This is a genomic window from Paenibacillus pabuli (assembly GCF_039831995.1).
GTDB classification, from domain to species: domain Bacteria; phylum Bacillota; class Bacilli; order Paenibacillales; family Paenibacillaceae; genus Paenibacillus; species Paenibacillus pabuli_C.
In genome coordinates this window covers 841,194-862,189 of record NZ_JBDOIO010000003.1, presented here as the reverse complement: position 1 = coordinate 862,189, position 20,996 = coordinate 841,194, and the positions used below count along the sequence as shown (strand labels likewise).

At 47.9% G+C, this 20,996-nt stretch carries 19 protein-coding genes; 15 read left to right on the top strand and 4 right to left on the bottom strand.

The annotated features are described in order from the left end of the window. The first annotated feature begins 667 nt into the window (after positions 1–667). The 5 genes from glpX (at position 668) to ABGV42_RS05990 (ending at position 6,314) form a co-directional block, all read left to right on the top strand. Entirely contained in the window at positions 668–1,744 is a 1,077-nt protein-coding gene (gene glpX, locus ABGV42_RS06010; RefSeq protein WP_347380839.1) for a class II fructose-bisphosphatase, read from the top strand. Positions 1,745–2,000: 256 nt separating this feature from the next. After that, positions 2,001–3,047: a LacI family DNA-binding transcriptional regulator gene (locus tag ABGV42_RS06005; RefSeq protein WP_347380838.1), complete on the top strand. Its 1,047-nt coding sequence runs from the start codon at positions 2,001–2,003 to the stop codon at positions 3,045–3,047. Between the two features lie 39 nt (positions 3,048–3,086). Next, positions 3,087–4,259, top strand: coding sequence for a Gfo/Idh/MocA family protein (locus ABGV42_RS06000; protein WP_347380837.1), 1,173 nt, complete (start codon positions 3,087–3,089; stop codon positions 4,257–4,259). A 124-nt stretch (positions 4,260–4,383) separates the two neighbouring features. Beyond that, a complete protein-coding gene (locus ABGV42_RS05995; protein ID WP_347380836.1) occupies positions 4,384–5,109 on the top strand; it encodes a ThuA domain-containing protein in 726 nt (241 codons plus the stop codon). A 98-nt stretch (positions 5,110–5,207) separates the two neighbouring features. After that, on the top strand, positions 5,208–6,314 hold the full coding sequence (locus ABGV42_RS05990) for a Gfo/Idh/MocA family protein (protein ID WP_347380835.1): 1,107 nt from the start codon (positions 5,208–5,210) through the stop codon (positions 6,312–6,314). Between the two features lie 90 nt (positions 6,315–6,404). Here ABGV42_RS05990 and ABGV42_RS05985 read toward each other — a convergent pair whose 3' ends face one another. Both ABGV42_RS05985 and ABGV42_RS05980 read right to left on the bottom strand, forming a co-directional pair. Continuing rightward, positions 6,405–7,226 carry an SPL family radical SAM protein gene (locus ABGV42_RS05985; protein ID WP_347380834.1) on the bottom strand — a complete coding sequence of 274 codons (822 nt, stop codon included), beginning with the start codon at positions 7,224–7,226 and terminating at the stop codon, positions 6,405–6,407. After that, positions 7,223–7,807, bottom strand: a complete 585-nt coding sequence (locus tag ABGV42_RS05980) for a bifunctional transcriptional activator/DNA repair enzyme AdaA (protein ID WP_347380833.1) — start codon at positions 7,805–7,807, stop codon at positions 7,223–7,225. Before ABGV42_RS05980 ends, ABGV42_RS05985 begins: the two co-directional genes overlap by 4 nt. A 179-nt stretch (positions 7,808–7,986) precedes the next feature. On the opposite strand from ABGV42_RS05980, the gene ABGV42_RS05975 reads away from it, so the two are divergent. The 3 genes from ABGV42_RS05975 (at position 7,987) to ABGV42_RS05965 (ending at position 10,744) form a co-directional block, all read left to right on the top strand. Continuing rightward, positions 7,987–8,967, top strand: a complete 981-nt coding sequence (locus ABGV42_RS05975; protein ID WP_347380832.1) for a Gfo/Idh/MocA family protein — start codon at positions 7,987–7,989, stop codon at positions 8,965–8,967. Positions 8,968–8,997: 30 nt separating this feature from the next. Continuing rightward, a complete protein-coding gene (locus ABGV42_RS05970; RefSeq protein ID WP_347380831.1) occupies positions 8,998–9,720 on the top strand; it encodes an SAM-dependent methyltransferase in 723 nt (240 codons plus the stop codon). Between the two features lie 130 nt (positions 9,721–9,850). Continuing rightward, the gene (locus ABGV42_RS05965) at positions 9,851–10,744 is read left to right on the top strand and encodes an NAD-dependent epimerase/dehydratase family protein (protein ID WP_347380830.1); all 894 of its coding nucleotides are present in this window, start codon (positions 9,851–9,853) and stop codon (positions 10,742–10,744) included. Between the two features lie 100 nt (positions 10,745–10,844). Here ABGV42_RS05965 and ABGV42_RS05960 read toward each other — a convergent pair whose 3' ends face one another. Continuing rightward, a complete protein-coding gene (locus ABGV42_RS05960; protein WP_347380829.1) occupies positions 10,845–11,873 on the bottom strand; it encodes a LacI family DNA-binding transcriptional regulator in 1,029 nt (342 codons plus the stop codon). 401 nt (positions 11,874–12,274) lie between these two features. Here ABGV42_RS05960 and ABGV42_RS05955 point away from each other — a divergent pair, with 401 nt between their 5' ends. The 4 genes from ABGV42_RS05955 to ABGV42_RS05940 all read left to right on the top strand — a co-directional run bounded on the left by ABGV42_RS05955 (position 12,275) and on the right by ABGV42_RS05940 (position 16,821). Beyond that, on the top strand, positions 12,275–14,065 hold the full coding sequence (locus ABGV42_RS05955; RefSeq protein WP_347380828.1) for an L-fucose isomerase: 1,791 nt from the start codon (positions 12,275–12,277) through the stop codon (positions 14,063–14,065). A 70-nt stretch (positions 14,066–14,135) separates the two neighbouring features. After that, positions 14,136–15,635 carry a rhamnulokinase gene (locus tag ABGV42_RS05950; RefSeq protein WP_347380827.1) on the top strand — a complete coding sequence of 500 codons (1,500 nt, stop codon included), beginning with the start codon at positions 14,136–14,138 and terminating at the stop codon, positions 15,633–15,635. 27 nt (positions 15,636–15,662) lie between these two features. Beyond that, positions 15,663–16,325 (top strand): class II aldolase/adducin family protein, encoded by a 663-nt coding sequence (locus ABGV42_RS05945; RefSeq protein ID WP_347380826.1) that lies wholly within the window; start codon positions 15,663–15,665, stop codon positions 16,323–16,325. A 145-nt stretch (positions 16,326–16,470) separates the two neighbouring features. Further along, complete coding sequence (locus ABGV42_RS05940) at positions 16,471–16,821, top strand: hypothetical protein (RefSeq protein ID WP_347380825.1); 351 nt, start codon at positions 16,471–16,473, stop codon at positions 16,819–16,821. A 95-nt stretch (positions 16,822–16,916) separates the two neighbouring features. Here ABGV42_RS05940 and ABGV42_RS05935 read toward each other — a convergent pair whose 3' ends face one another. Beyond that, positions 16,917–17,543: an FMN-dependent NADH-azoreductase gene (locus ABGV42_RS05935; RefSeq protein ID WP_347380824.1), complete on the bottom strand. Its 627-nt coding sequence runs from the start codon at positions 17,541–17,543 to the stop codon at positions 16,917–16,919. A gap of 265 nt (positions 17,544–17,808) precedes the next feature. On the opposite strand from ABGV42_RS05935, the gene ABGV42_RS05930 reads away from it, so the two are divergent. The 3 genes from ABGV42_RS05930 (at position 17,809) to ABGV42_RS05920 (ending at position 20,975) form a co-directional block, all read left to right on the top strand. Beyond that, on the top strand, positions 17,809–18,747 hold the full coding sequence (locus tag ABGV42_RS05930) for a sugar-binding transcriptional regulator (protein ID WP_347383150.1): 939 nt from the start codon (positions 17,809–17,811) through the stop codon (positions 18,745–18,747). Positions 18,748–18,949: 202 nt separating this feature from the next. After that, positions 18,950–19,600 carry a deoxyribose-phosphate aldolase gene (gene deoC, locus ABGV42_RS05925; RefSeq protein WP_347383149.1) on the top strand — a complete coding sequence of 217 codons (651 nt, stop codon included), beginning with the start codon at positions 18,950–18,952 and terminating at the stop codon, positions 19,598–19,600. Between the two features lie 184 nt (positions 19,601–19,784). Continuing rightward, entirely contained in the window at positions 19,785–20,975 is a 1,191-nt protein-coding gene (locus ABGV42_RS05920; protein ID WP_347380823.1) for a NupC/NupG family nucleoside CNT transporter, read from the top strand. Positions 20,976–20,996: the final 21 nt, after the last annotated feature.

Genomic DNA, 20,996 nt, shown 5'->3' with positions numbered 1-20,996 from the left:
TCTAATCCATACCCATTTTACCAATGAAGGTGGAGCATACGATGACCCAAAATGAAATTGGTTAGATATAAATAGATTATCTCGGCTGAAATTTACACATAATATTTATTATGTAAACTTATAATTTTCAATGCCCCCTATAAGCTGTATCTATATTGCTAAATGAGGATGATTGAAGATCATGATGATGATCTGGACAATCTCATTCCTGACTTTACCAGCAAATGTTTTAATATTTCATTTCAAATATGATGTGATTTCGGGAATCGTCATGTTATAAATGTCTCGCTGTAAATCGTTTTCGATATGAGGTAAGTAAGGATGGTTTGAGCCAGATATATTCCGTTTATTATGTTGTTTAACTATTGTTAGATGAATTATTTATGGTGAATCAATTCTGCTATAAGCTGTTCGCTAGAAAAATGAGGTGCTGCTACCAAAAACGATTGAATATTTTAAATTTTTCAACAATCAATGAATGTACCAACAGAATAAAATTCATCAAAAAAGGGAGAGTTACATTACTTGATCACTTCCAAACGAAAAGCGGAAAAACTTCCAAATGGGGCGTGCCGCCTTGATTTTAGATCATTTTGATATGGATTTGCGATGGATTTAGTAGTGCTTTCCATGTATGCTTTTGAAAACTGGAAAGGAAGTGGGAAAAATGGAACGCGAACTGGCGTTGGAAATTGTCCGAGTAACAGAATTGGCTGCGTTAGCTTCAGCCCCCTGGATGGGAAGAGGTGACAAGAACAGTGCAGATGAAGCGGCTACTTTGGCCATGCGCGCCATGTTCGATTCCGTGTCCATTCGCGGCACGGTGGTAATCGGTGAAGGAGAAATGGATGAAGCACCCATGTTGTACATCGGCGAGGAAGTGGGTAACGCTGAAGGACCCGAGGTAGACGTTGCTGTAGATCCTCTTGAAGGTACAGAAATCGTGGCCAAGGGCCTGAACAACGCTTTATCGGTTATTGCAGTGGCGGGAAAAGGAAACCTGCTCCATGCACCGGATATGTATATGGAGAAACTGGCTGTAGGTCCAGCACTTGTCGGCAAGGTCAGCATCGAAGACCCGGTAGAGGTTACGCTAGAGAAAGCGGCGGCTGCATTAAACAAAAACATTTCAGATCTGACCGTCATGATTCTGGACCGTACCCGGCATGAAAGTACGATTAAAACACTGCGCAAGGTTGGCGTACGGATCAAGTTCCTCAGCGACGGCGATGTAGCGGGTGCAATGGCACCTGCTTTCCCTGAGGCAGGCATCGACTTATACGTCGGTTCAGGCGGAGCTCCTGAGGGCGTGTTGGCTGCAGCAGCGCTCTCTTGCCTCGGAGGCGAAATTCAAGGTCGATTAATGCCAGCTAATGCAGACGAGTTCCAGCGATGCCTGCAGATGGGCATTGATAATCCTTACAAAGTGTTAACGATGCAGGACATGATCGGTACAGAGGATGTTATTTTCGCTGCAACTGGTGTAACGCCAGGAGAAATTTTGGGCGGTGTACGTTATCTTGCGGATGACCGGGCCGAAACCGATTCGATTGTTATGCGTGCCAAAACCAAAACGATTCGGTTTATTCGCTCGGTACATTTCCTGCCCAACAAGGAAGTGCTGCACAAGGTAAGAGAGCTTCAGGCCAGACCGGAACCTTCGGATTCCATCCAGAGCCCGGCTAAAATACTGGAGCAGGCAGAGTTTAGCCAATCGTCGGTAGATCAGAGTGTGTTGACATAAACATGACGGAGTTCTAAAGGTCTAAAAGTCGCTGTCAAGCCATAGGCTAGCTAATAGACTCGTCCATGACGCTTTGGACAAGATTTGTGCTCTTAGGTTGATCAAACAGGAAGGGAATCTACTTATACGGATCCTCTTCCTGTTTTATGTTAAAAGCATTGACAACGGTTACAACACATGAGAAAATGTACGCGCGTACATAAAATCAAATTCTATAAATAGTATCGTATTTAAAGGACGTAAGGAGGTGAAATCCATGGCATCCCGCAAAGAGGTGGCTGACTTGGCAGGGGTCTCCGAAGCTACGGTGTCTCGTGTACTTAACGGGGTTGGACCGATCAAAGAGGAGACTCGCCGCAAAGTATTGGAAGCTTCCAAGAAGCTGGGATATGTGCCCAGTGCAATTGCACGCAGCTTCGCCAGAAGCAAAAGTGGTAACCTTGGTGTTGTTTTGCCTTATGTTCCGAAGGCGCATCTGTTTTCTGCCTATTTTTTCTCGGAAATGCTGAGCGGTATTGGAAATAAGGCCAGAGACAGCGGTATGGATCTGCTGGTCATGTTCAGATCACCCGGCGAAGTCATGAATTATGCCGACCTGTTTCGACGTCAAAAAGTGGACGCCTGCATTATTCTTGGTGCCAGAGATGACCCCGGGGAACTGGCAGCCATGCAGCAGTTACAAGAGGAAGGTCATCCTTTTTGTGTCATGAACCAACACTTTGCAGGTGAAGCCTTTGTGGAAGTGGATGCTGATCATGTAGAAGGCAGCAGGCTCGCCATTCGCCACCTTACCGATCAGGGTTACCGCAACATTGTTTTTCTCAACGGTCCGGACAGTTATTCCAACAGTCAGGAGCGGCTGCAGGGTGTCCGGATTGGTTTACATGAAGCCGGAATGGAGCTGGATCCTAGCCTCCTGCTTGAAGGGAATTACAGCAGAAGAAGCGGTGTGGAGGCTGCAGCCACGATTGCAGCGAGGCTTGACGAGATAGACGCCGTGTTTGCTGCCAATGACCGCATGGCTATTGGTGTTATGCACGGATTGCGTGAGCGCGGGATTAGGGTTCAGGATTTCCCGGCTTTTGTCGGCTATGATGATTCCGATGCTGCCGAGATGGCCGTGCCACCGCTAACGAGCGTCAGGGTTCCTTTTTATGAGATGGGTGAACTGGCAGCTTCGAAGCTCATTCATGGTTCTTTGGTTGGAAGCGCTTCAACTGAGGATTCGGAATTTTCATCTGAATCGCCAAGAGCGTTATTGCCTGCAGAGTTAATCATCCGTGCTTCATCGATTCGTAAGTAGTTTAGAGCATGATTTTAGATTCCAAAGGAGGAAAAGAACATGTCAAATCGTCTACGTGTCGGAATGGTAGGATACAAGTTTATGGGGAAGGCCCATAGCAATGCTTATCGCAGTCTGCCCATGTTTTTCCCGTCAGCACCGCTACAGCCTGAAATGTCGGTCATCTGCGGCCGGAATGAAAAAGGCGTACAGGAAGCAGCGAACCAGTTCGGCTGGTCCGAAAGTGTAACCGATTGGCGTGAATTGGTGAAGCGCGATGATATTGATCTGATTGATATTAACGCACCAAGTGATGCGCATAAGGAAATTGCGCTGGAAGCAGCCCGTCAGGGTAAACATTTATTCTGTGAGAAACCGCTGGCCTTGTCGCTTGCCGATTCGAGAGAGATGCTTCAAGCAGCAGAAGATGCTGGAGTAGCCCACATGGTTGGATTCAACTATCGCTTCTCCCCGGCTGTGCAGCTTGCCAAGGAATTGGTTCAGAGCGGTCGCCTGGGTAAAATCTATCACTTCCGCGCGTTTTTCCTGCAGGACTGGATCATGGATCCTTCATTCCCGCTTGTGTGGCGTTTGCAAAAGGAAGTAGCTGGCTCGGGATCACACGGGGATCTGGGTGCACACCTAATCGATCTCGCACGATTCCTAGTGGGAGAGTTCCAGGAAGTGATCGGAATGAGCGAGACGTTTATCAAGGAACGGCCACTTGCTTCCGAAATGACTGGACTCAGTGCCAAAGGCAGCTCGAATGCGGATGCACCGAAGGGTGAAGTGACAGTTGATGATGCTACATTGTTCCTGGCCAGGTTCACAGGAGGCGCACTGGGCAGCTTCGAGGCTACACGCTTTGCAGCAGGTCACCGCAGCACGAATTCATTCGAGATTAACGGCAGCCTAGGCAGTGTCCGGTTTGATTTTGAACGAATGAATGAACTGGAAGTTTATTTTACAAAAGATGAAGAAGACGTTCAGGGATTCCGGCGCGTTCTGGCTACAGATCCGGCACACAAGTATGCCGAGGCATGGTGGCCAGCAGGACACACCATCGGATTCGAGCATACGTTTACACACGAAATGCTGGAGCTGGTTACAGCCATCTCAGAAGGACGTCAGCCGTCACCAAGTTTCCATGATGGGGTTGCCTGCCAGGCGGTGTTGGAAGCGGTGGAACGTTCCGTTGCAGAACGGCGCTGGGTTTCGCTTGAAGAGATGTGAGCAAGTAAATAGTACGTTATGAATACCGGAGCATTTGAGATGAAGTGAAGATCAAACGATCAGCGTTTTAGCGGTGTACTTGCAGGATCTGAAAAAACACTATTCGAAAGCGAGTGATGAAACGATGAGTAAGGCACTGATTGTGTGGGGCGGCTGGGATGGACATGAACCGGAGCAGGTAGCAGCGATTTTTGAACGCATTTTGAAGGAAGAGCAGTTTGAAGTCGAGGTTTCGAATACACTAGAGGCCTATGCGGATGCCGAGAAGCTGCTGGGTCTGGATCTGATTGTACCCCTGTGGACGATGGGACAGATTGAACAGGAACTGGTGAATAACGTATCGGCTGCCGTTCAGAGCGGTGTTGGCCTCGCAGGTATTCACGGCGGGATGTGTGATGCGTTCCGGAACAATGTCGATTGGCAATTCATGACCGGCGGTCAGTGGGTTGCGCACCCGGGCAATGATGGCGTGGAGTACACGGTTAATATCAAACGAGGTTCAAGTCCGCTGCTGGACCACATCGAAGATTTTCAGGTGAAAAGCGAGCAATACTATCTGCACGTTGACCCTGCAGTGGAAGTGCTGGCTACAACTCGTTTTCCGGTCGTGGAAGGTCCCCATTCAGCGAATGGGCCAGTGGATATGCCGGTTGTATGGACGAAGCGCTGGGGTGCTGGTCGTGTGTACTACAACTCGCTCGGTCATCATGCGGATATCGTAGAGATGCAGCAAGTCACTGAAATGATGCGCAGTGGCTTCAAATGGGCTGCAGCAGGCAAAGCGGTTGCTGAAAATAAAGCAGGCAAATCAGCCGCAGTGTACACAGGCATGGCCGATAACCAAACTTAATTTCCGCTCATTATGTGATGAAACAAGTGTCATACGTTAGAAAGGAAATCTTGACCAGCATTCCACAATACCGATCCGCTTGAAGGGGGCCCACCTGCATGAAAACAATGAAAGTAGGCATTATTGGCTGTGGTAAAATCAGCAGTATTTATATGGAAAACTGTCATCGATTCGAAATTTTAGATCTGGTTGCCGTAGCGGATATTGACCGCAAGAGGGCTGAAGAGCAGGCAGCAGCCTATAACGTTCCAAATGTATACACGGTAGATGAAATGTTAGCGAATCCGGAGATTGAACTGATCATCAATTTAACGATTCCTGCTGTCCACGCAGATGTTTGTTTACGCTCTCTTGAAGCGGGAAAACATGTCTACGTCGAAAAACCACTCGCCGTTACACGTGAGGAAGGTCAGGCTGTACTGGAAACAGCCAAGCGCCAAGGATTGCTGGTAGGCTGCGCGCCCGAAACCTTCTTCGGATCAGGCATTCAGACGTCACTCAAACTGGTGGAGGATGGCGTCATTGGCAAGCCTGTAGCTGCTACGGCATTCATGATGAGCCGCGGGCATGAACACTGGCATCCCGATCCGGAATTCTACTACGCTTCAGGCGGCGGACCGATGTTCGATATGGGCCCTTACTATCTGACAGCTTTAGTGCAACTGCTGGGTCCAATCAGCTCCATTGCTGGCATGACAGGCAAAGCGATGGAGGAGCGTACGATAACGAGTGAGAAAAAGAGAGGACAGACCATCCCGGTTGATATTCCAACGCATGTGGCAGGGCTATTGCAATTTGAGCAGGGAGCCATTGGCACGCTGATTACGAGCTTTGACGTTTTTGGAGGAAGCTCACTGCCACCAATTGAGATCTATGGCACACACGGCACGCTGCAGGTACCTGATCCCAATACGTTTGGCGGCCCTGTACGTTACCGATTGCTGGGTGAACAGGATTGGACGGAGGTTCCTCTTCTTCCAGGATATCAGGAAAATACACGCGGAATCGGTGTTGCCGATATGGCTTATGCTGCTCATAGTGGCCGCGCTCACCGTGCAAGCGGAGACCTTGCCTATCATGTGCTTGAAGCGATGTGGGCATTCCATGACTCATCCGATGAGCAGACTTTCTATAAAATGAGAAGCACCTGTCAGCGTCCTGCTGCTCTGCCGGAAGGTTTGGCACGATATACCCTTGATCAATAATACATCGATTATCAAATGCTAATATAAACAAAGAAGCCCTGTCTTCCGCTTAAGGAGACAGGGCCCTTTATTCTGGAATACCTACCATATCTAAGGTTCAAATCCCGCCTGACTGATCCAGATTTCATGTTCCGCAAATTTCTTTCTCATACGCTCTTCCACGATGCGATAGGCCTCTGGCTGATACCACTCGTCCATACCTACCTCCTGATAAAGCTTTTCCACGCCCAGTCTGCGGGTTCGTTTGCCTTGGCTGCCATCCCCCATGAAGTAATCATCAATACATACACGCTGAACCAGAGGCCGAAGGAGGGAAGGGAAGTTATCGCTGCTGGGCAGCACAGGGGCAATCGCAACCTGGGTAGCTATACCTGCATCCCTTAATTGTTCCAGTGCACGTAATCTTCCGGCAATGGGTGGTGCAGCCGGACTGAATTGCTTACGAACATCATCCCGATCCGTCTCAATCGTCATGCTGACACGCACACGGTCACCCAATTGCTGCAACAGATCCACATCCCGTGTGACGAGAGGACTGCGGGTTTGAACCAATATGAAATCCGGAGGTTGCTCGATCATGACTTCGAGCAGTGAACGCGTAATTTGTTCCTTATATTCGACAGGCTGATATGGATCTGTACTGGATGACATAAATATCGTGACTTTGCCTTTGGAGCGAGCACGCTTGAGCTCCTTGGCAAGTACGCTTGCAGCATCCTGCTTAACGTCAACCCAGCTGCCCCAATCCTCCTTGCGGAACAAGGAAACAGGCATTTGTCTTACATAACAGTATGAGCATCCAAAAGAACAACCCGTATAGGGATTAAGCGTGTGTGTATACCCGTTAAGGAAACCGGTCCCTTTGTTCAACAGTGTCTTTGATGTTTTATATAAAAATTGGGGTTTCTTCATTTGAGTTGCCCCTGTTCCCGATATTGAGCAGGTGTCTGCTCTGTAAGCTTGCGAAACACAGCACTGAAATAGGCCGGATTGGCAATGCCTACTTGGCGACCGATATCTGAAACCGTGAGCGAAGTGCTCACGAGCAGCTTTTTCGCTTCGGTTATTCGAATGTTCTGAATATATTGAAAGGGAGTCAACCCCGTAATCCGCTTGAATACGCGATGCAGATGATACGGGCTGCCATGGCTAATCTGGGCGAGCATATCAAGAGTAAGAGATTCTGAATAATGATGTGTAATATAGTCCGTTACGACGGAAACCCATTCCTGGTCAGGAACACGCTGTCCTGTAGGTTTGCATCGTTTGCACGGTCTAAAGCCTTGCGCTAGTGCATCTTCAGGGTGACGGAAACCCAATACGTTATCGTATTTTGGTGCTTTGGATTTGCATGAAGGTCGGCAAAAAATGCCTGTCGTCCTGACACCGTAATAAAATTTCCCGTCATAGGAGGCGTCATTGCTGATAACGGCATTCCATTGCGGTTTATCTATCGAAAAAGAAAGGGGTTCGTGATTTTCCCGAAGCTTCATAGGATCACCTCACGACACATTATACCCTTGTTCGAAAGATGTTCAACAGCTTTTCACATGAAAAAGCAAGATCTCAATGGCAAGAAGAAAACGATCGCTTCCGTCCCATGGAATGAAATATGCTACAATGAGCAGGATGATGTACATGCGAAATTCATATATGAAAGAGGTAGGTAATAATGGTCCGTTTCGGAGTTGTAGGTACCAATTGGATTACAGAAAGGCTTCTTGAAGCTGCAGCACATGTGAAGGGCTTTGAATTAACAGCTGTCTTTTCACGGACGGCCGATAAGGCGAGTGCATTTGCAGATAAATATAACGCCAAACATCGATTCACTAACCTGGAGGAAATGGCAGCGAGTGACGCAATAGATGCTGTCTACATTGCTACGCCAAATACATATCATGCCGATCAGACAGCGTTGTTCCTGAGAAACGGCAAGCATGTATTATGTGAGAAGCCCCTTGCTGCCAATGCTGCAGAGGTTTCCCATGTCATAAACACAGCTCGTGAGAACAACGTTGTGCTCATGGAAGCGATGAAGTCAACGCTGGTTCCCTCGTTCAAAAAGGTACAGGCCCATCTGCATAAAATTGGACCCGTGCGCAAATATATCGCGGGTTATTGTCAGTATTCATCCCGTTACGACAAGTACAAAGAGGGCATTGTGCTCAATGCATTCAAACCAGAACTTGCCAACGGCGCTTTAATGGATCTGGGTGTGTACTGCCTGTACCCGCTAATTACACTGTTTGGTGCGCCAAATCAGGTTCAAGCTCAAGCCATCATGCTGGATTCAGGCGTCGACGGGCAAGGCAGTGTACTGCTGGGCTACGATGAGATGGAAGCTGTGGTGACTTACTCCAAAATCTCCAATTCCCTTGTACCAAGCGAAATTATGGGAGAGCGCGGGAGCATCATTATAGATAAGATCGGTTCCCCTGAACATGCGGAAATACGATACAATGACGGTACGGTAGAACCATTGACAGTCGAGCAGACCTATCCTGCTATGTATTACGAGGTGGAGGAATTCGTTAACCTCGTTCAGCAGGGGAAAAAGGAATCCGAGATGAACACCTATGAGCGCTCCTATGCAACCATGCAGGTGATGGATCAGATCCGTAAGCAGATTGGTCTGGTTTTCCCGAACGATTAATGAAGTTATAGGAAAGTGAGCTGAGACGAGATGAGTAGAGAAGAGCAGCAAGCAAACAAGAGCCTGGGTCTTGAATTGGAGAAGATTATTTTTATTGGACGAACGTATGAGGAATACATGCTGATGTTCAACCTTACTCCCGAAGATCTCCATGGCAGATCCATCCTGGACTGTCCGGGCGGGGCATGTTCATTCAGCAGTCATGCTCGCAGACAGGGGGCGGATTCCATGGCAGCCGATACGGCGTACCAACATGAAATAGACCAATTGGAATCTAAAGGACAGGAAGACGTTAAACAAACCTTGAAGCAATTGGAACAGGTGCGTGACAGATACAGGTGGGACTATTTCGGTTCAATGAATGGTTTGAAGCAAGCAAGAACGAGCGCCCTTCGGGATTGTGCGGCAGATATGAGAAGTTTTCCCGAGCAGTATATCTATGCCGAGCTTCCCGCGCTGCCTTTCGCTGATGAACAATTTGATATGACTTTATCTGCACATTTTCTGTTTACGTATGCAGATCGATTGGACTTCAGTTTCCATGAGCAAACCATTCTTGAATTGCTGCGCGTAACTAGACAAGAGCTGCGGATTTTCCCTACAGTCGATCTGTCGGGGAAACGCTATGCACATATGAATGAGCTCAAATCCTTGCTGGAGAGCCGAGGATTAGGTGTTACTGAAATCAGGACGACATATGAATTTCAGCAGGAAGCCCATACCATGCTGATCATTGCAAAACCCGAATCCTAGGTCATGTGATAACAGGTCATTCGATCTTTGAAACACACGTTAACTGTTGCACTACGGGGTATATTTGATGTAGTATTGCAAACCTCGTTATAATAAGTGAAACACCAGAAGAGGGTAGGAGGTCTATCGGATGAAAAAAGTACTCATACTTGGCGGGACACGCTTCTTCGGCAAACGTCTGGTCGATCATTTGCTGTGGGAAGGCAAATCGCAAATTACCGTTGCGACGCGCGGCAAAACGAACGTGGACTTCGGGCCGGAAGTGAACCGGATCAAGATGGATCGTGAGGATCCGCAATCTCTAGCTGAAGCAGCACAGATTGACCAGTGGGATGTAGTGTACGATAACATCTGTTACTCGCCGGATGCTGCGAAGTCGGCGTGTGAGGCTTTTGCGGGGCGCACACAAAGATATGTACTTACATCAACGCTCTCCGTGTACGGCGATCCCAAACCGGGATTCACGGAAGAGGATTTTGATCCATACACGTATCCATTGAGATACGGGAATCACGAGGACTTTTCATATGGAGAGGGCAAGCGGCTTGCGGAGGCTGTGTTCTTTCAGGAAGCAAGTTTCCCGGTCGTGGCGATGAGAATTCCAATTGTACTCGGTATAGACGACTACACGAGAAGACTGCATTTTCATATTGAACATGTGCAAAAAGGGAAACCGATCGGCATGCCGAATCCGGACGCCGAGATTGGATTTATCAATTCAACGGAAGCGGCCAGATTTCTTGCCTGGTTAGGGCATTCGACGATTATCGGACCTGTAAATGCAGCCTCGAAAGGCTCCATTACGCTGTCTGCCATGATGGATCTGATTGAGACTGTCACAGGCATGCAGTCCCAAGTGTTACGCGAAACAGCTCAGGAGGATATGTCGCCCTTTGGGATCTCGGAATCATGGACGATGGATACAACCAAGGCAGAACAGGCGGGATATACATTTGAAGCACTGATGGACTGGTTTCCGGGTCTTGTACGTGAAGTGGCACTGGCATTGCAGTCCGAAGGTTAAATGTTGAAGAATAAGCTTACAGGAAAACAGGACGCTCAGGAGCGGGTAACCCTTGGTGTCCTGTTTTTTTTATCTAAAGCAAACCTGGTAAGACCCATCATTATCCCAATGAATCTGTCTGCCCTAACGGTACGGAAGCTGAAGCACGGATACGAAGCTCCGATGGAAGAATGACCGTTTGCGAATCAGACGGCGCGGTACCTTCAATTCTATCGATTAGCATATTCATGCCTTTGGCTCCAAAATCATAGGCAGGCTGCGCAGCTACAGTCAAGAAAGGATCAAAAGCAGAAGCCAGATCCAGATCATCAAAACAGACGACTGAGATGTCTTCCGGCACACGCAGCCCTCTTTTGCGCAGCAGACGAATGACCCCAATCGCGAGCATATTATTGGCTGCGAAAATAGCCGTTGGTTTATCCGGTTGCGTAAGTAACTGTTCCATTCCAGCCTCGTCACTGAAATCACGATAACCCGTTCGAAGCACAAGCTTCGGGTCAACCTTAACTCCTGCTTCACGTAATCCCTCAGCATAGCCTTCTTCACGTAATCGGGCAGTGGATACCTCGGAAGAACCGTTGACGAGCGCAATGCGGCGGTGACCCAGTTCCGTAAGATGTCGAATCAATAGAAGTGCACCCTGCCGGCTGTCTCCTGCAATTACATCCGATGTAATCCCCGGTACTGTGCGATCCAGAATGACAAACGGGATGTTCCTCTCATGTAATTGCTTCAGGTGATCGAGAGATCGATCCCCCGCGGGGGCGAACAGGACACCGTCTACACGTGTGGACAGAATTGTCTCTACGTAGTTCTTTTCCTTGTTGTAATCTTCATCGCTGTTTCCGAACAAGAGCCGATATCCACGAGCGTTAGCTGCATCCTCGGCGCCGCGTGCAAGTGTCGTATAAAATGGGTTGGTGATATCTGTAATCAGCAGGGATAACATCTGTGTTCGCTGGAGTACAAGACTGCGTGCATTCGAATTAGGGATGTATCCGAGTTCATCAATGACCTGCTGTACGCGTTCCCTGGTGGCCGTGCTGATGCGGCCAGTTTGATTAATCACTTTGGAGACCGTCATGGCAGAAACATTGGCTTTCTTGGCAATATCATAAATAGTGATCAATAGAATCTAACCTCTCATAACATAGTCTTACCATTCTATAGGAAAATGCCGATTGACAGCAATATGGGTGCATGCTATGTTAGGGTTACCGATAACCCAAATGGTAAAAAGATCGATTTTCTTCATCGTGAACATGTTACTTTATCCGTTCTTTTTCCGCTCTAACCATGTGCTCCGAGAGAGACAGGACTACATCATTGTGATCCATACATAGAGTGGATTTTTGTAAGATTCTAATTTGTAAACGCATTCAAAATTTAGTTTATTTCTTGTCTTCGACTGGTGTACCCATGGGTATCGGGAGTACTTCTCCATGAACAGACCGTATTAATGCATCCTGAAAGACAACGTGAAATCAATTCGTACCTATCCAGAAACCAACTGAAGGAGGACGTTTTAGTATGACACATCAGGATTACCGTTATAAACAGGCTTTTCCCAAGATTGGTATTCGCCCCACTATTGACGGCAGACGTAAGGGAGTCCGTGAATCTCTGGAGGAACAGACGATGCGCATGGCAATTTCGGTAGCTGAACTGCTCACTGCAGAACTGCGTTATCCGGACGGTTCCCCGGTCGAATGCGTCGTTGCCGAATCCTGTATTGGCGGTGTGGCCGAAGCAGCAGCAGCGGCTGAGCTGTTCAATCGTTCCAATGTGGGGGTCACGATTACCGTTACCCCATGCTGGTGTTATGGAACGGAAACGATGGATATGTCCCCATCCATTCCAACCGCCATCTGGGGTTTCAACGGGACGGAACGGCCTGGGGCGGTCTATTTGGCAGCCGTACTCTCTGCCCATGCTCAGAAGGGCATTCCGGCGTTCGGGATTTACGGCGAGGATGTTCAGGATGGCGGGGATACAACCATTCCAGAAGACGTTCGTGAGAAATTGCTTCGCTTCAGCCGGGCGGGGCTTGCAGCCGCTACGATGAAGGGTCGGGCATATCTGTCCATTGGTTCGGTATCCATGGGGATTGCCGGATCGATTGTGAACGATTCCTTTTTCCAGGAATATCTCGGGATGAGGAACGAATATGTGGATATGAGCGAGCTGACCCGGCGGATTGAGGAAGAGATCTATGATCCCGAAGAATATAAATTGGCGATGGCTTGGGTAAAAGAGAACTGCATTGAAGGACCGGATAACAACCCATCCCATCTTCAGACAGACCGGAAGCGCAAAGAGTATGAATGGGAAACCGTTGTGAAAATGACTCAGATCGTACGTGATCTGATGGCAGGCAATCCAAGATTGGCAGAGCTCGGTTTTACTGAAGAATCGATGGGGCACCACGCCATTGTGTCTGGCTTCCAGGGACAGCGGCAATGGACGGATCATTCGCCTAACGGCGATTTCCTGGAGTCGATTCTGAATTCATCGTTTGACTGGAACGGTAAACGTTCACCTTATCTGGTCGCTACAGAAAATGACAGTCTCAATGGAGTGTCCATGCTGTTCGGCTCGCTGCTCACCCATACAGCTCAAATTTTTGCTGATGTACGTACGTATTGGAGTCCGGATTCGGTAGCACGAGTGACTGGACACCAATTGGAGGGGAGAGCGAAGGATGGCATTCTGCATCTGATCAATTCGGGCTCCGCAGCACTTGACGGTACTGGACAGCAATCCATAGATGGCCATCCAGCCCTTAAGCCTTTCTGGGAAATTACAGATGAAGAAGTTCAGAGCTGCCTGCAGTCGACGTCATGGAGACCTGCCTCCGTAGAATATTTTAGAGGGGGCGGCTACTCCGCTGATTTCCTGACCAAAGGCGGTATGCCAGTTACAATGACACGCCTTAATCTGGTTAAGGGTCTTGGTCCTGTATTACAGCTCGCACAGGGTTACACCGTGGATCTTCCTGATGAAGTGCATGATACGCTGGATCAGCGGACAGATCCGACTTGGCCATCCACATGGTTTGCCCCGATTTTAACAGGAGCAGGTGCCTTTACCTCTGTGTATGAAGTCATGAACCAATGGGGCGCCAACCACGGCTCGATCTCATACGGACACATCGGAGCAGATCTCCTTACTCTGGCTTCAATCCTACGGATTCCGGTGAGTATGCACAATGTTCCTGAGTCGGAGATATTCCGTCCACGAGCATGGGGGTTATTTGGAACAAGCGAACCGGAAAGTGCAGATTATCGTGCTTGCAGCGTGTTTGGCCCGTTATACCGTTAGACTATCCTGTCAGACGCCATAATCTGCTATTCAGAATGTGGCGTTCTTCCAAAAAAAGGAGGCAAGAGAGATGGGAAATAAGGCAAACCATGTGCTTGCTGCTGACTATGGTGCCGGAAGCGGCCGGGTGGTTAGGGGGAGTTTTGACGGTGAAATGCTTTCGTTACATGAAGTACATCGATTCAGTAATGATCCTGTCCAGCTTGCGGACGGATTGTATTGGGATTTTCTCAGATTGTTCCATGAACTTAAGCAGGGCATTGTAAAGGGCACGCAGGGACTGACTAATCCGGTTCGTTCGATAGCCGTCGATACATGGGGCGTTGATTATGGTTTGGTGGATGGAGCGGGAAGATTATGCTGGAATCCCCGTCATTACCGTGAATCGCGTAATGCCAAGTGGATGAAAGAGACGCTGCTTTTAGTTAATGAAGAAGATCTATATACCATGTCAGGCGTCCTGCCTCAGCAGATTAATACGGTATTCCAATTGGTTGGTAGCTTACGGGACAACGCTGAATTAGTACCCGATATGCGGATGTTGTTCATGCCGGATCTGTTTCATTTTTATCTCTCGGGACAACTGGCCTGTGAATACACAATTGCCAGCACAAGCGGACTTTTGCATGCCGGAGAGGACCGCTGGAATGAATCACTGATTGGCCGCCTCGGTTTACCTGAGACACTCTTTCCCCCCATTGCTCGGCCAGGCACCGTGCTGGGACGGTTAACGGATGATCTGTGCTCGGAGTTAAGGATCGAACCCATGCAAGTCATATCGGTGGGCTCGCATGATACAGCATCAGCACTCGCAGCTATTCCTGCGTCAGATCCGAACTTTGCTTTTATCAGCTGTGGAACGTGGTCATTAATGGGCATGGAACGTGATTCGCCAGTATTGGATGAACGCAGTCGAAGATTGGGATTCACGAACGAAGGAACGGTCAGTGGCAAGACAAGAACCTTGAAAAATCGATCCGGTCTTTGGCTGCTGCAGGAGTGCAAAAGGCAATGGGAACGGGAAAATAACATGTTCACTCATCAGGAACTGGTTCAACTCGCTGCCTCCGCCCCAGCGCTTCAAAGCTTTATCCTTCCGGGGGATGAGATATATTTAACGCCCGGTGATATGCCTGAGCGAATACGCCAGCAGTGCACTGCCAGCATGCAAACTGCTCCGGAAACGATCGGAGCAACTGTACGCTGCATTTTGGAGAGCCTGGCACTGGAGTTCAGGCAGACACTAGATGAACTTGAACTTGTTACGGGTAGTAGACCTAACGTCATTCACATGGTCGGCGGAGGAGTACAGAATCGTTTACTGTGCCAGTTCACGGCCAATGCAACCGGTGTTCCTGTTGTAGCAGGACCTGTGGAGGCAACTTCGGCCGGGAATTGCATGCTGCAGTTCATGGCACATGGTGAAGTAAGCAGTTTGTCAGAGGTCCGTGAGATTGTAAAGGCTTCCTTCGCACCGGAAACCTATGAGCCAGAGGATTGCCTGCCATGGCAGGAAGCCTATGGAATCTATCAAAAACTGAATGGGCGGTTAGCGGAGGGTTTTATATAAAAAGAAGTCGAAGGAGTGGAGAAACTCATGACTGAGCAGCTGTTAAGAGAAGAACTAACCAAATATGCCCGTAAGTCGGTAGCTCAGGGGCTCGTGGTTGGCCCTGGAGGCAATTTGAGTGCCCGTTCAGAGGGGACGATGCTTCTCTCTCCGAGTGGTTATGCACTTGAGGATATTGAACCGGAGGAATGGATTGCGGTGGATATCGGGACAGGAGAAACCCGCGCCGGATCAACACGTCCTTCCTCAGAAGTGTTAATGCATCTGTACAGTTATCGCGTGAATCCTGATATTCAAGCAATTGTTCATACGCATCCTGCATATACGATTGCCTTGAGCCTCGTGTACGATGAGCTGCCTCACCTTTTTCCCGATCAGTCTGCACTTGTAGGGGATATCGGGTTCATTCCTTACGTTCTTCCCACGACCAAACTGCTTGCCGATGCAGTCGCTGCTAAGGTGGAGTCCCATTCGGCCCTTATTCTCGTAAATCATGGACTGGTCACGACAGGGAAAAATTTGCGTGAAGCCTATTATCGGACCCAAGTGGTGGAGGAAAGTGCAAAAGTGTACATGATTGCCAAGGCAGCTGGTGAGCCCAAGATCCTTACAGCTGAACAATATAAGGAGATCCAATCTTTGGAGAGTGAAGCGTATCGGGTTCAGCTGTTACAACAACTCAAGTCATAATATAAGTATCGGGCATTATTCGCTACATTTAGTCAGGATTCGACAATAAAAACAAGAAGCCGCAACTTTTTCCGACACCTATTGCATATCCCGAAAAACCGAGTATAATACTTGGTAAACAGACGAAAAGGGGATGCAATAAACGATGAAAACACATGCTGAATTAAACTCACTTCTTGTTGACGATTATCTGGATCTCCTGAATATAGCTACACATTTAGGTGATGAAGAGTGGAAAAACTCCATTTTGCAATCACTAAAAGAAGAAGTGGATGCTAATCGTCACTTGGATTCTCAAGAAGTAAGACAGGATCTCTGGACCCAGTTTGAAGGGATTAATGAGCAGATGCACGATCTCCTGATGCAGCTCAAACATGCGGATTCTCCTGAAGAGAAAGAGCAAATTGCTGAAATGCTCTGGGGGTTGAAAGTGGACCGTAATGCCATAACCCGCAAGCTTGAAACCATAAGTCGTGCCAGCGCCGGTCAACAATAAGTAGTAGATATCATTCAATTATATAAAAGCCCGCTGAGTGCGCCCTTTAGTAATTACATGGGCACTCAGCGGGCTTTACTGTTTCTATTCCGTCGTTAAAACTGCTTCGCAACTGTACGAGCCTGTTCAATTGCATCCTGTTTAATCTGATCCGCCCGTTCTCTGAACTGGTTGTGGCCTTCAACGAAAATCCCATCCAGCTTAGGAACACCGAGGAAGGACATAATGATGCTCAGATAGCGATGCCCGGATTCCGTTTGAGCTGCAGGACCTTCGGAATATATACCGCCGCGCGCCTGAATATGCAGTGCCTTTTTATTCGTCAAAAGTCCGATCGGACCTTGTTCCGTATAGCGGAACGTTTTGCCAGCCACACAGATGGAGTCGATGTAAGCCTTCATGATCGGGGGAAAAGAGAAATTCCACATCGGAGTAACAAAAACATATTTGTCAGCAGATGCAAACTGATCTGATAGCTCATTCAGGCGGGTGACTTTGGATTGCTCCTCCGCTGTTAGTTCACTGCCCGATTGGAGTTTTCCCCAGCCACTGAACACATCTGCATCAATATGCGGAATATTGGAGCGATACAGATCAAGATGCACAACCTCATCCGAAGGATTGCTCTTCCGGTATGCATCTATAAATGCTTGACCTGTGGCCATACTGAAGGAGGTCTCATGATCGTGTGGATGGGCAGTAATATACAATAGGGTTGGCATGCTATTCGTCCTCTCAGTCATGTATTTTGGTGAATAAAAAAAAATTCTCAAACGATAAAGCGACCGCTGTAGTTTGCATCTATAAGTTCTTTTTATACTTAAATACGTAAATCTCGTCTTATGTCATTAGCTACAGAAGGAATAGTGACCTGGTACTTCATGATGTATAATAAACTGGACTAGCAGCGAATTGAATGTATGTAAGCAATATGGAACAAGGAATTTCAAACGATACCATGGATGAGTGAGATGAATGCAGATGGGAATGGACCTGGAGAAACAACGATTAAGCATTGAGGCAGCCAAATTGTATTATCAGTCGGATTACAGCCAGCAGGATATTGCCGTCAGGCTGGGCGTGTCCCGGCCAACCGTATCCCGCTTACTCCAGTATGCCAAGGATCGCGGGTACGTTCGCATTGAAATTATGGACCCGCTCGAGGACATTGATATTATTGCCGGAGAACTCAAAGCCAAATATGATCTGGATACCGCTCTTGTATGTTTTGCACCATTGAAGAGCGATGAGGAGATACAGAAGCATATCAGCAAAAGAGCTGCGGACTATCTGCAGGACACCGTTCAGGATGCAGATATTATTGGTGTGACATGGGGAACGACGATGTATGCCGTAGCCAAACAGCTGCGGGCCAAACAGGTAAAAGGTGTTGAAGTGGTTCAGTTAAAGGGGGGCGTAAGCCATTCCCACGTGAACACGTATGCAGCAGAGATCGTGCATTTGTTCGCGGAAGCGTTTCACACTGTTCCACGATACCTGCCGTTGCCTGTTATTTTTGACAATATTGAAGTCAAGAAAATGGTGGAAGCCGACCGGCACATCGGTCGGATCGTAGAGCTTGGCAGGCAAGCCAACATTGCCTTGTTTACGGTGGGTACGGTTAAGGAAGATGCACTCCTGTTCAAGCTGGGATACTTCAACGAAGAGGAACAGCAGCTGCTGATGAATTCGGGTGCAGGTGATATCTGCTCACGTTTTTTTGACGCCGAGGGTCAATTGATCAGCGAAGAAATTAACAGTAGAACGGTAGGGATTGATTTAGCCGAATTGCGGAACAAGGAGAAGTCAATCCTTGTTGCAGGTGGACAACGCAAGATCGAAGCGATCCATGCAGCGCTTAAAGGTCACTATGCTAATATTTTGGTAACAGACCAGTACACAGCACAGGCTTTGCTTCGATTCTAAAACTAATGATGACAACATCTGCCACGGAAGACTGGCGGATGTTTTGCTTTTTTAGGCAGAAGCTATAAGCGTAGTTTCGCTCACTAGAGGCATTGAACAAAAGTTCATATTGATTTTTACATATGTTCATGTTAGTGTAAGGCTATAAATAATCAGTTCAGATAAGGGAGAGATTCAATTGACTACAGCTCAATTAGCCAAAATGATCGATCATACCTTGCTTCGTGCGGATGCAACGCAAAGTGAAATCAACAAACTGACAGAAGAGGCAAAACAGTACCAATTTGCTTCGGTATGCGTTAATCCGGGCTGGGTTTCCTATGCAGCAGGGCAGCTTCAAGGCAGTGGCGTGGATATCTGTACCGTAATCGGATTCCCTCTGGGAGCTTCCACTTCCGAGACCAAAGCGTTCGAAACGACAGACGCGATTGCTAAAGGTGCTACGGAAGTGGACATGGTCATCAATATCAGCGCATTAAAAGATGGTAAAGATGACTACGTGGAACAGGATATTCGTGCAGTTGTTGAAGCGGCGGCGGGTAAAGCATTGGTTAAAGTCATTATCGAAACTTGTCTGCTTACGGATGAGGAAAAAGTACGGGCATGCCAGGCAGCCGTCAAAGCAGGCGCTGATTTTGTCAAAACGTCCACGGGTTTCTCCACAGGCGGGGCAACACCAGAAGATATCGCTTTGATGCGTCGGACTGTTGGACCTGACATGGGCGTTAAAGCATCAGGCGGCGTACGCAGCCTGGAAGACATGCAAAAAATGATTGAAGCAGGAGCAACTCGTATTGGTGCAAGCTCCGGTGTGAAAATCATGCAGGGTGGACAATCTACATCCTCTTACTAAACACAGGTCGTTAATCTGTTCTTCAGAATCCGGTATGTACACCGGTTATGGGGAGCAGATTCCCAACCTTTATAAAATGGATTATTTGTAAGCGCTTCATAAAATTTCTGAAAGTTAAATTTTATTGTATGGCCTTTGAGCTGAATTCAACATCTGGCTTAACTACCTTCAAAGGAGAGATCAAATGAAATTTCTGATTGCCATTCTTGGCTTACTTGTTGTGTTTGGACTGGCCTATATCGCAAGCAACGGCAAGAAACAAATTCGCTACCGACCACTAATCGTCATGATTGTTTTACAGATTATATTGGCTTATGCCTTGCTGAACACCGGCATTGGTACGTTCTTGATTGGTGGATTCTCCACGATATTTGAAAACTTGCTTGATTACGCAAACGAAGGGATTGCCTTTGTATTCGGCGGTCTCACGACCATTGAGGCTGAAGGCGGCGGGGTACCGTTTTTCCTGAACGTGCTGATGCCGATTGTCGTCATCTCTGCCCTGATTGGTATATTGCAGTATATCCGAATCTTGCCTTTTGTTATAAAATATATTGGTCTGGTATTAAGCAAAATCAACGGAATGGGCAAACTGGAATCATATAACGCGGTTGCTTCCGCCATTTTGGGGCAATCTGAAGTGTTCATCTCCGTAAAAAAACAAATCGGTTTGCTGCCGAAGCATCGGCTGTACACGTTATGTGCCTCGGCCATGTCCACGGTATCGATGTCCATTGTCGGTGCCTATATGTCCATGATCGATCCGAAATATGTGGTTACAGCGCTTGTGCTGAACCTGTTTGGCGGTTTTATCATCGCTTCCATCGTGAATCCTTACAGGGTAACCGAGGAAGAAGATATATTGGAAGTGCAGGAAGAGGAAAAACAATCGTTCTTCGAGATGCTGGGTGAGTACATTCTGGACGGATTCAAAGTGGCGATCGTTGTTGCAGCAATGCTCATTGGATTTGTTGCCCTGATTGCGCTCATTAACGGCATATTTAGTGCTGTTCTCGGCATTTCGTTCCAGGAACTGCTTGGTTATGTGTTTGCACCCTTTGCGTTTATTATGGGCGTTCCTTGGAAGGAAGCGATTCAGGCGGGAAGTATTATGGCAACCAAAATGGTGTCGAACGAATTTGTCGCCATGCTGGATCTGTCCAAACAAACTGCACTGTCTGCCCGTACGACAGGCATCGTGTCGGTCTTCCTCGTATCATTCGCCAATTTCTCCTCCATCGGTATTATTGCCGGTGCGGTCAAGGGACTTCATGAAAAACAGGGCAATGTGGTGGCCCGCTTCGGTCTGAAGCTGCTTTACGGTGCATCGCTTGTCAGCGTGCTGTCTGCGATCATCGCCGGACTGTTCTTGTAAGCCGGATAATTGGAAGGAGTG

Coding starts and splice junctions, on each gene's coding strand:
- ABGV42_RS05990 (WP_347380835.1), top strand. CDS start 5,208: ATGAAAACAATGAAAGTAGGCATTATTGGCTGTGGTAAAATCAGCAGT.
- ABGV42_RS06000 (WP_347380837.1), top strand. CDS start 3,087: ATGTCAAATCGTCTACGTGTCGGAATGGTAGGATACAAGTTTATGGGG.
- ABGV42_RS05930 (WP_347383150.1), top strand. CDS start 17,809: ATGGACCTGGAGAAACAACGATTAAGCATTGAGGCAGCCAAATTGTAT.
- ABGV42_RS05920 (WP_347380823.1), top strand. CDS start 19,785: ATGAAATTTCTGATTGCCATTCTTGGCTTACTTGTTGTGTTTGGACTG.
- ABGV42_RS05940 (WP_347380825.1), top strand. CDS start 16,471: ATGAAAACACATGCTGAATTAAACTCACTTCTTGTTGACGATTATCTG.
- ABGV42_RS06005 (WP_347380838.1), top strand. CDS start 2,001: ATGGCATCCCGCAAAGAGGTGGCTGACTTGGCAGGGGTCTCCGAAGCT.
- ABGV42_RS05975 (WP_347380832.1), top strand. CDS start 7,987: ATGGTCCGTTTCGGAGTTGTAGGTACCAATTGGATTACAGAAAGGCTT.
- ABGV42_RS05980 (WP_347380833.1), bottom strand. CDS start 7,807: ATGAAGCTTCGGGAAAATCACGAACCCCTTTCTTTTTCGATAGATAAA.
- ABGV42_RS05995 (WP_347380836.1), top strand. CDS start 4,384: ATGAGTAAGGCACTGATTGTGTGGGGCGGCTGGGATGGACATGAACCG.
- ABGV42_RS05985 (WP_347380834.1), bottom strand. CDS start 7,226: ATGAAGAAACCCCAATTTTTATATAAAACATCAAAGACACTGTTGAAC.
- ABGV42_RS05955 (WP_347380828.1), top strand. CDS start 12,275: ATGACACATCAGGATTACCGTTATAAACAGGCTTTTCCCAAGATTGGT.
- ABGV42_RS05935 (WP_347380824.1), bottom strand. CDS start 17,543: ATGCCAACCCTATTGTATATTACTGCCCATCCACACGATCATGAGACC.
- ABGV42_RS05965 (WP_347380830.1), top strand. CDS start 9,851: ATGAAAAAAGTACTCATACTTGGCGGGACACGCTTCTTCGGCAAACGT.
- ABGV42_RS05950 (WP_347380827.1), top strand. CDS start 14,136: ATGGGAAATAAGGCAAACCATGTGCTTGCTGCTGACTATGGTGCCGGA.
- ABGV42_RS05970 (WP_347380831.1), top strand. CDS start 8,998: ATGAGTAGAGAAGAGCAGCAAGCAAACAAGAGCCTGGGTCTTGAATTG.
- glpX (WP_347380839.1), top strand. CDS start 668: ATGGAACGCGAACTGGCGTTGGAAATTGTCCGAGTAACAGAATTGGCT.
- deoC (WP_347383149.1), top strand. CDS start 18,950: ATGATCGATCATACCTTGCTTCGTGCGGATGCAACGCAAAGTGAAATC.
- ABGV42_RS05945 (WP_347380826.1), top strand. CDS start 15,663: ATGACTGAGCAGCTGTTAAGAGAAGAACTAACCAAATATGCCCGTAAG.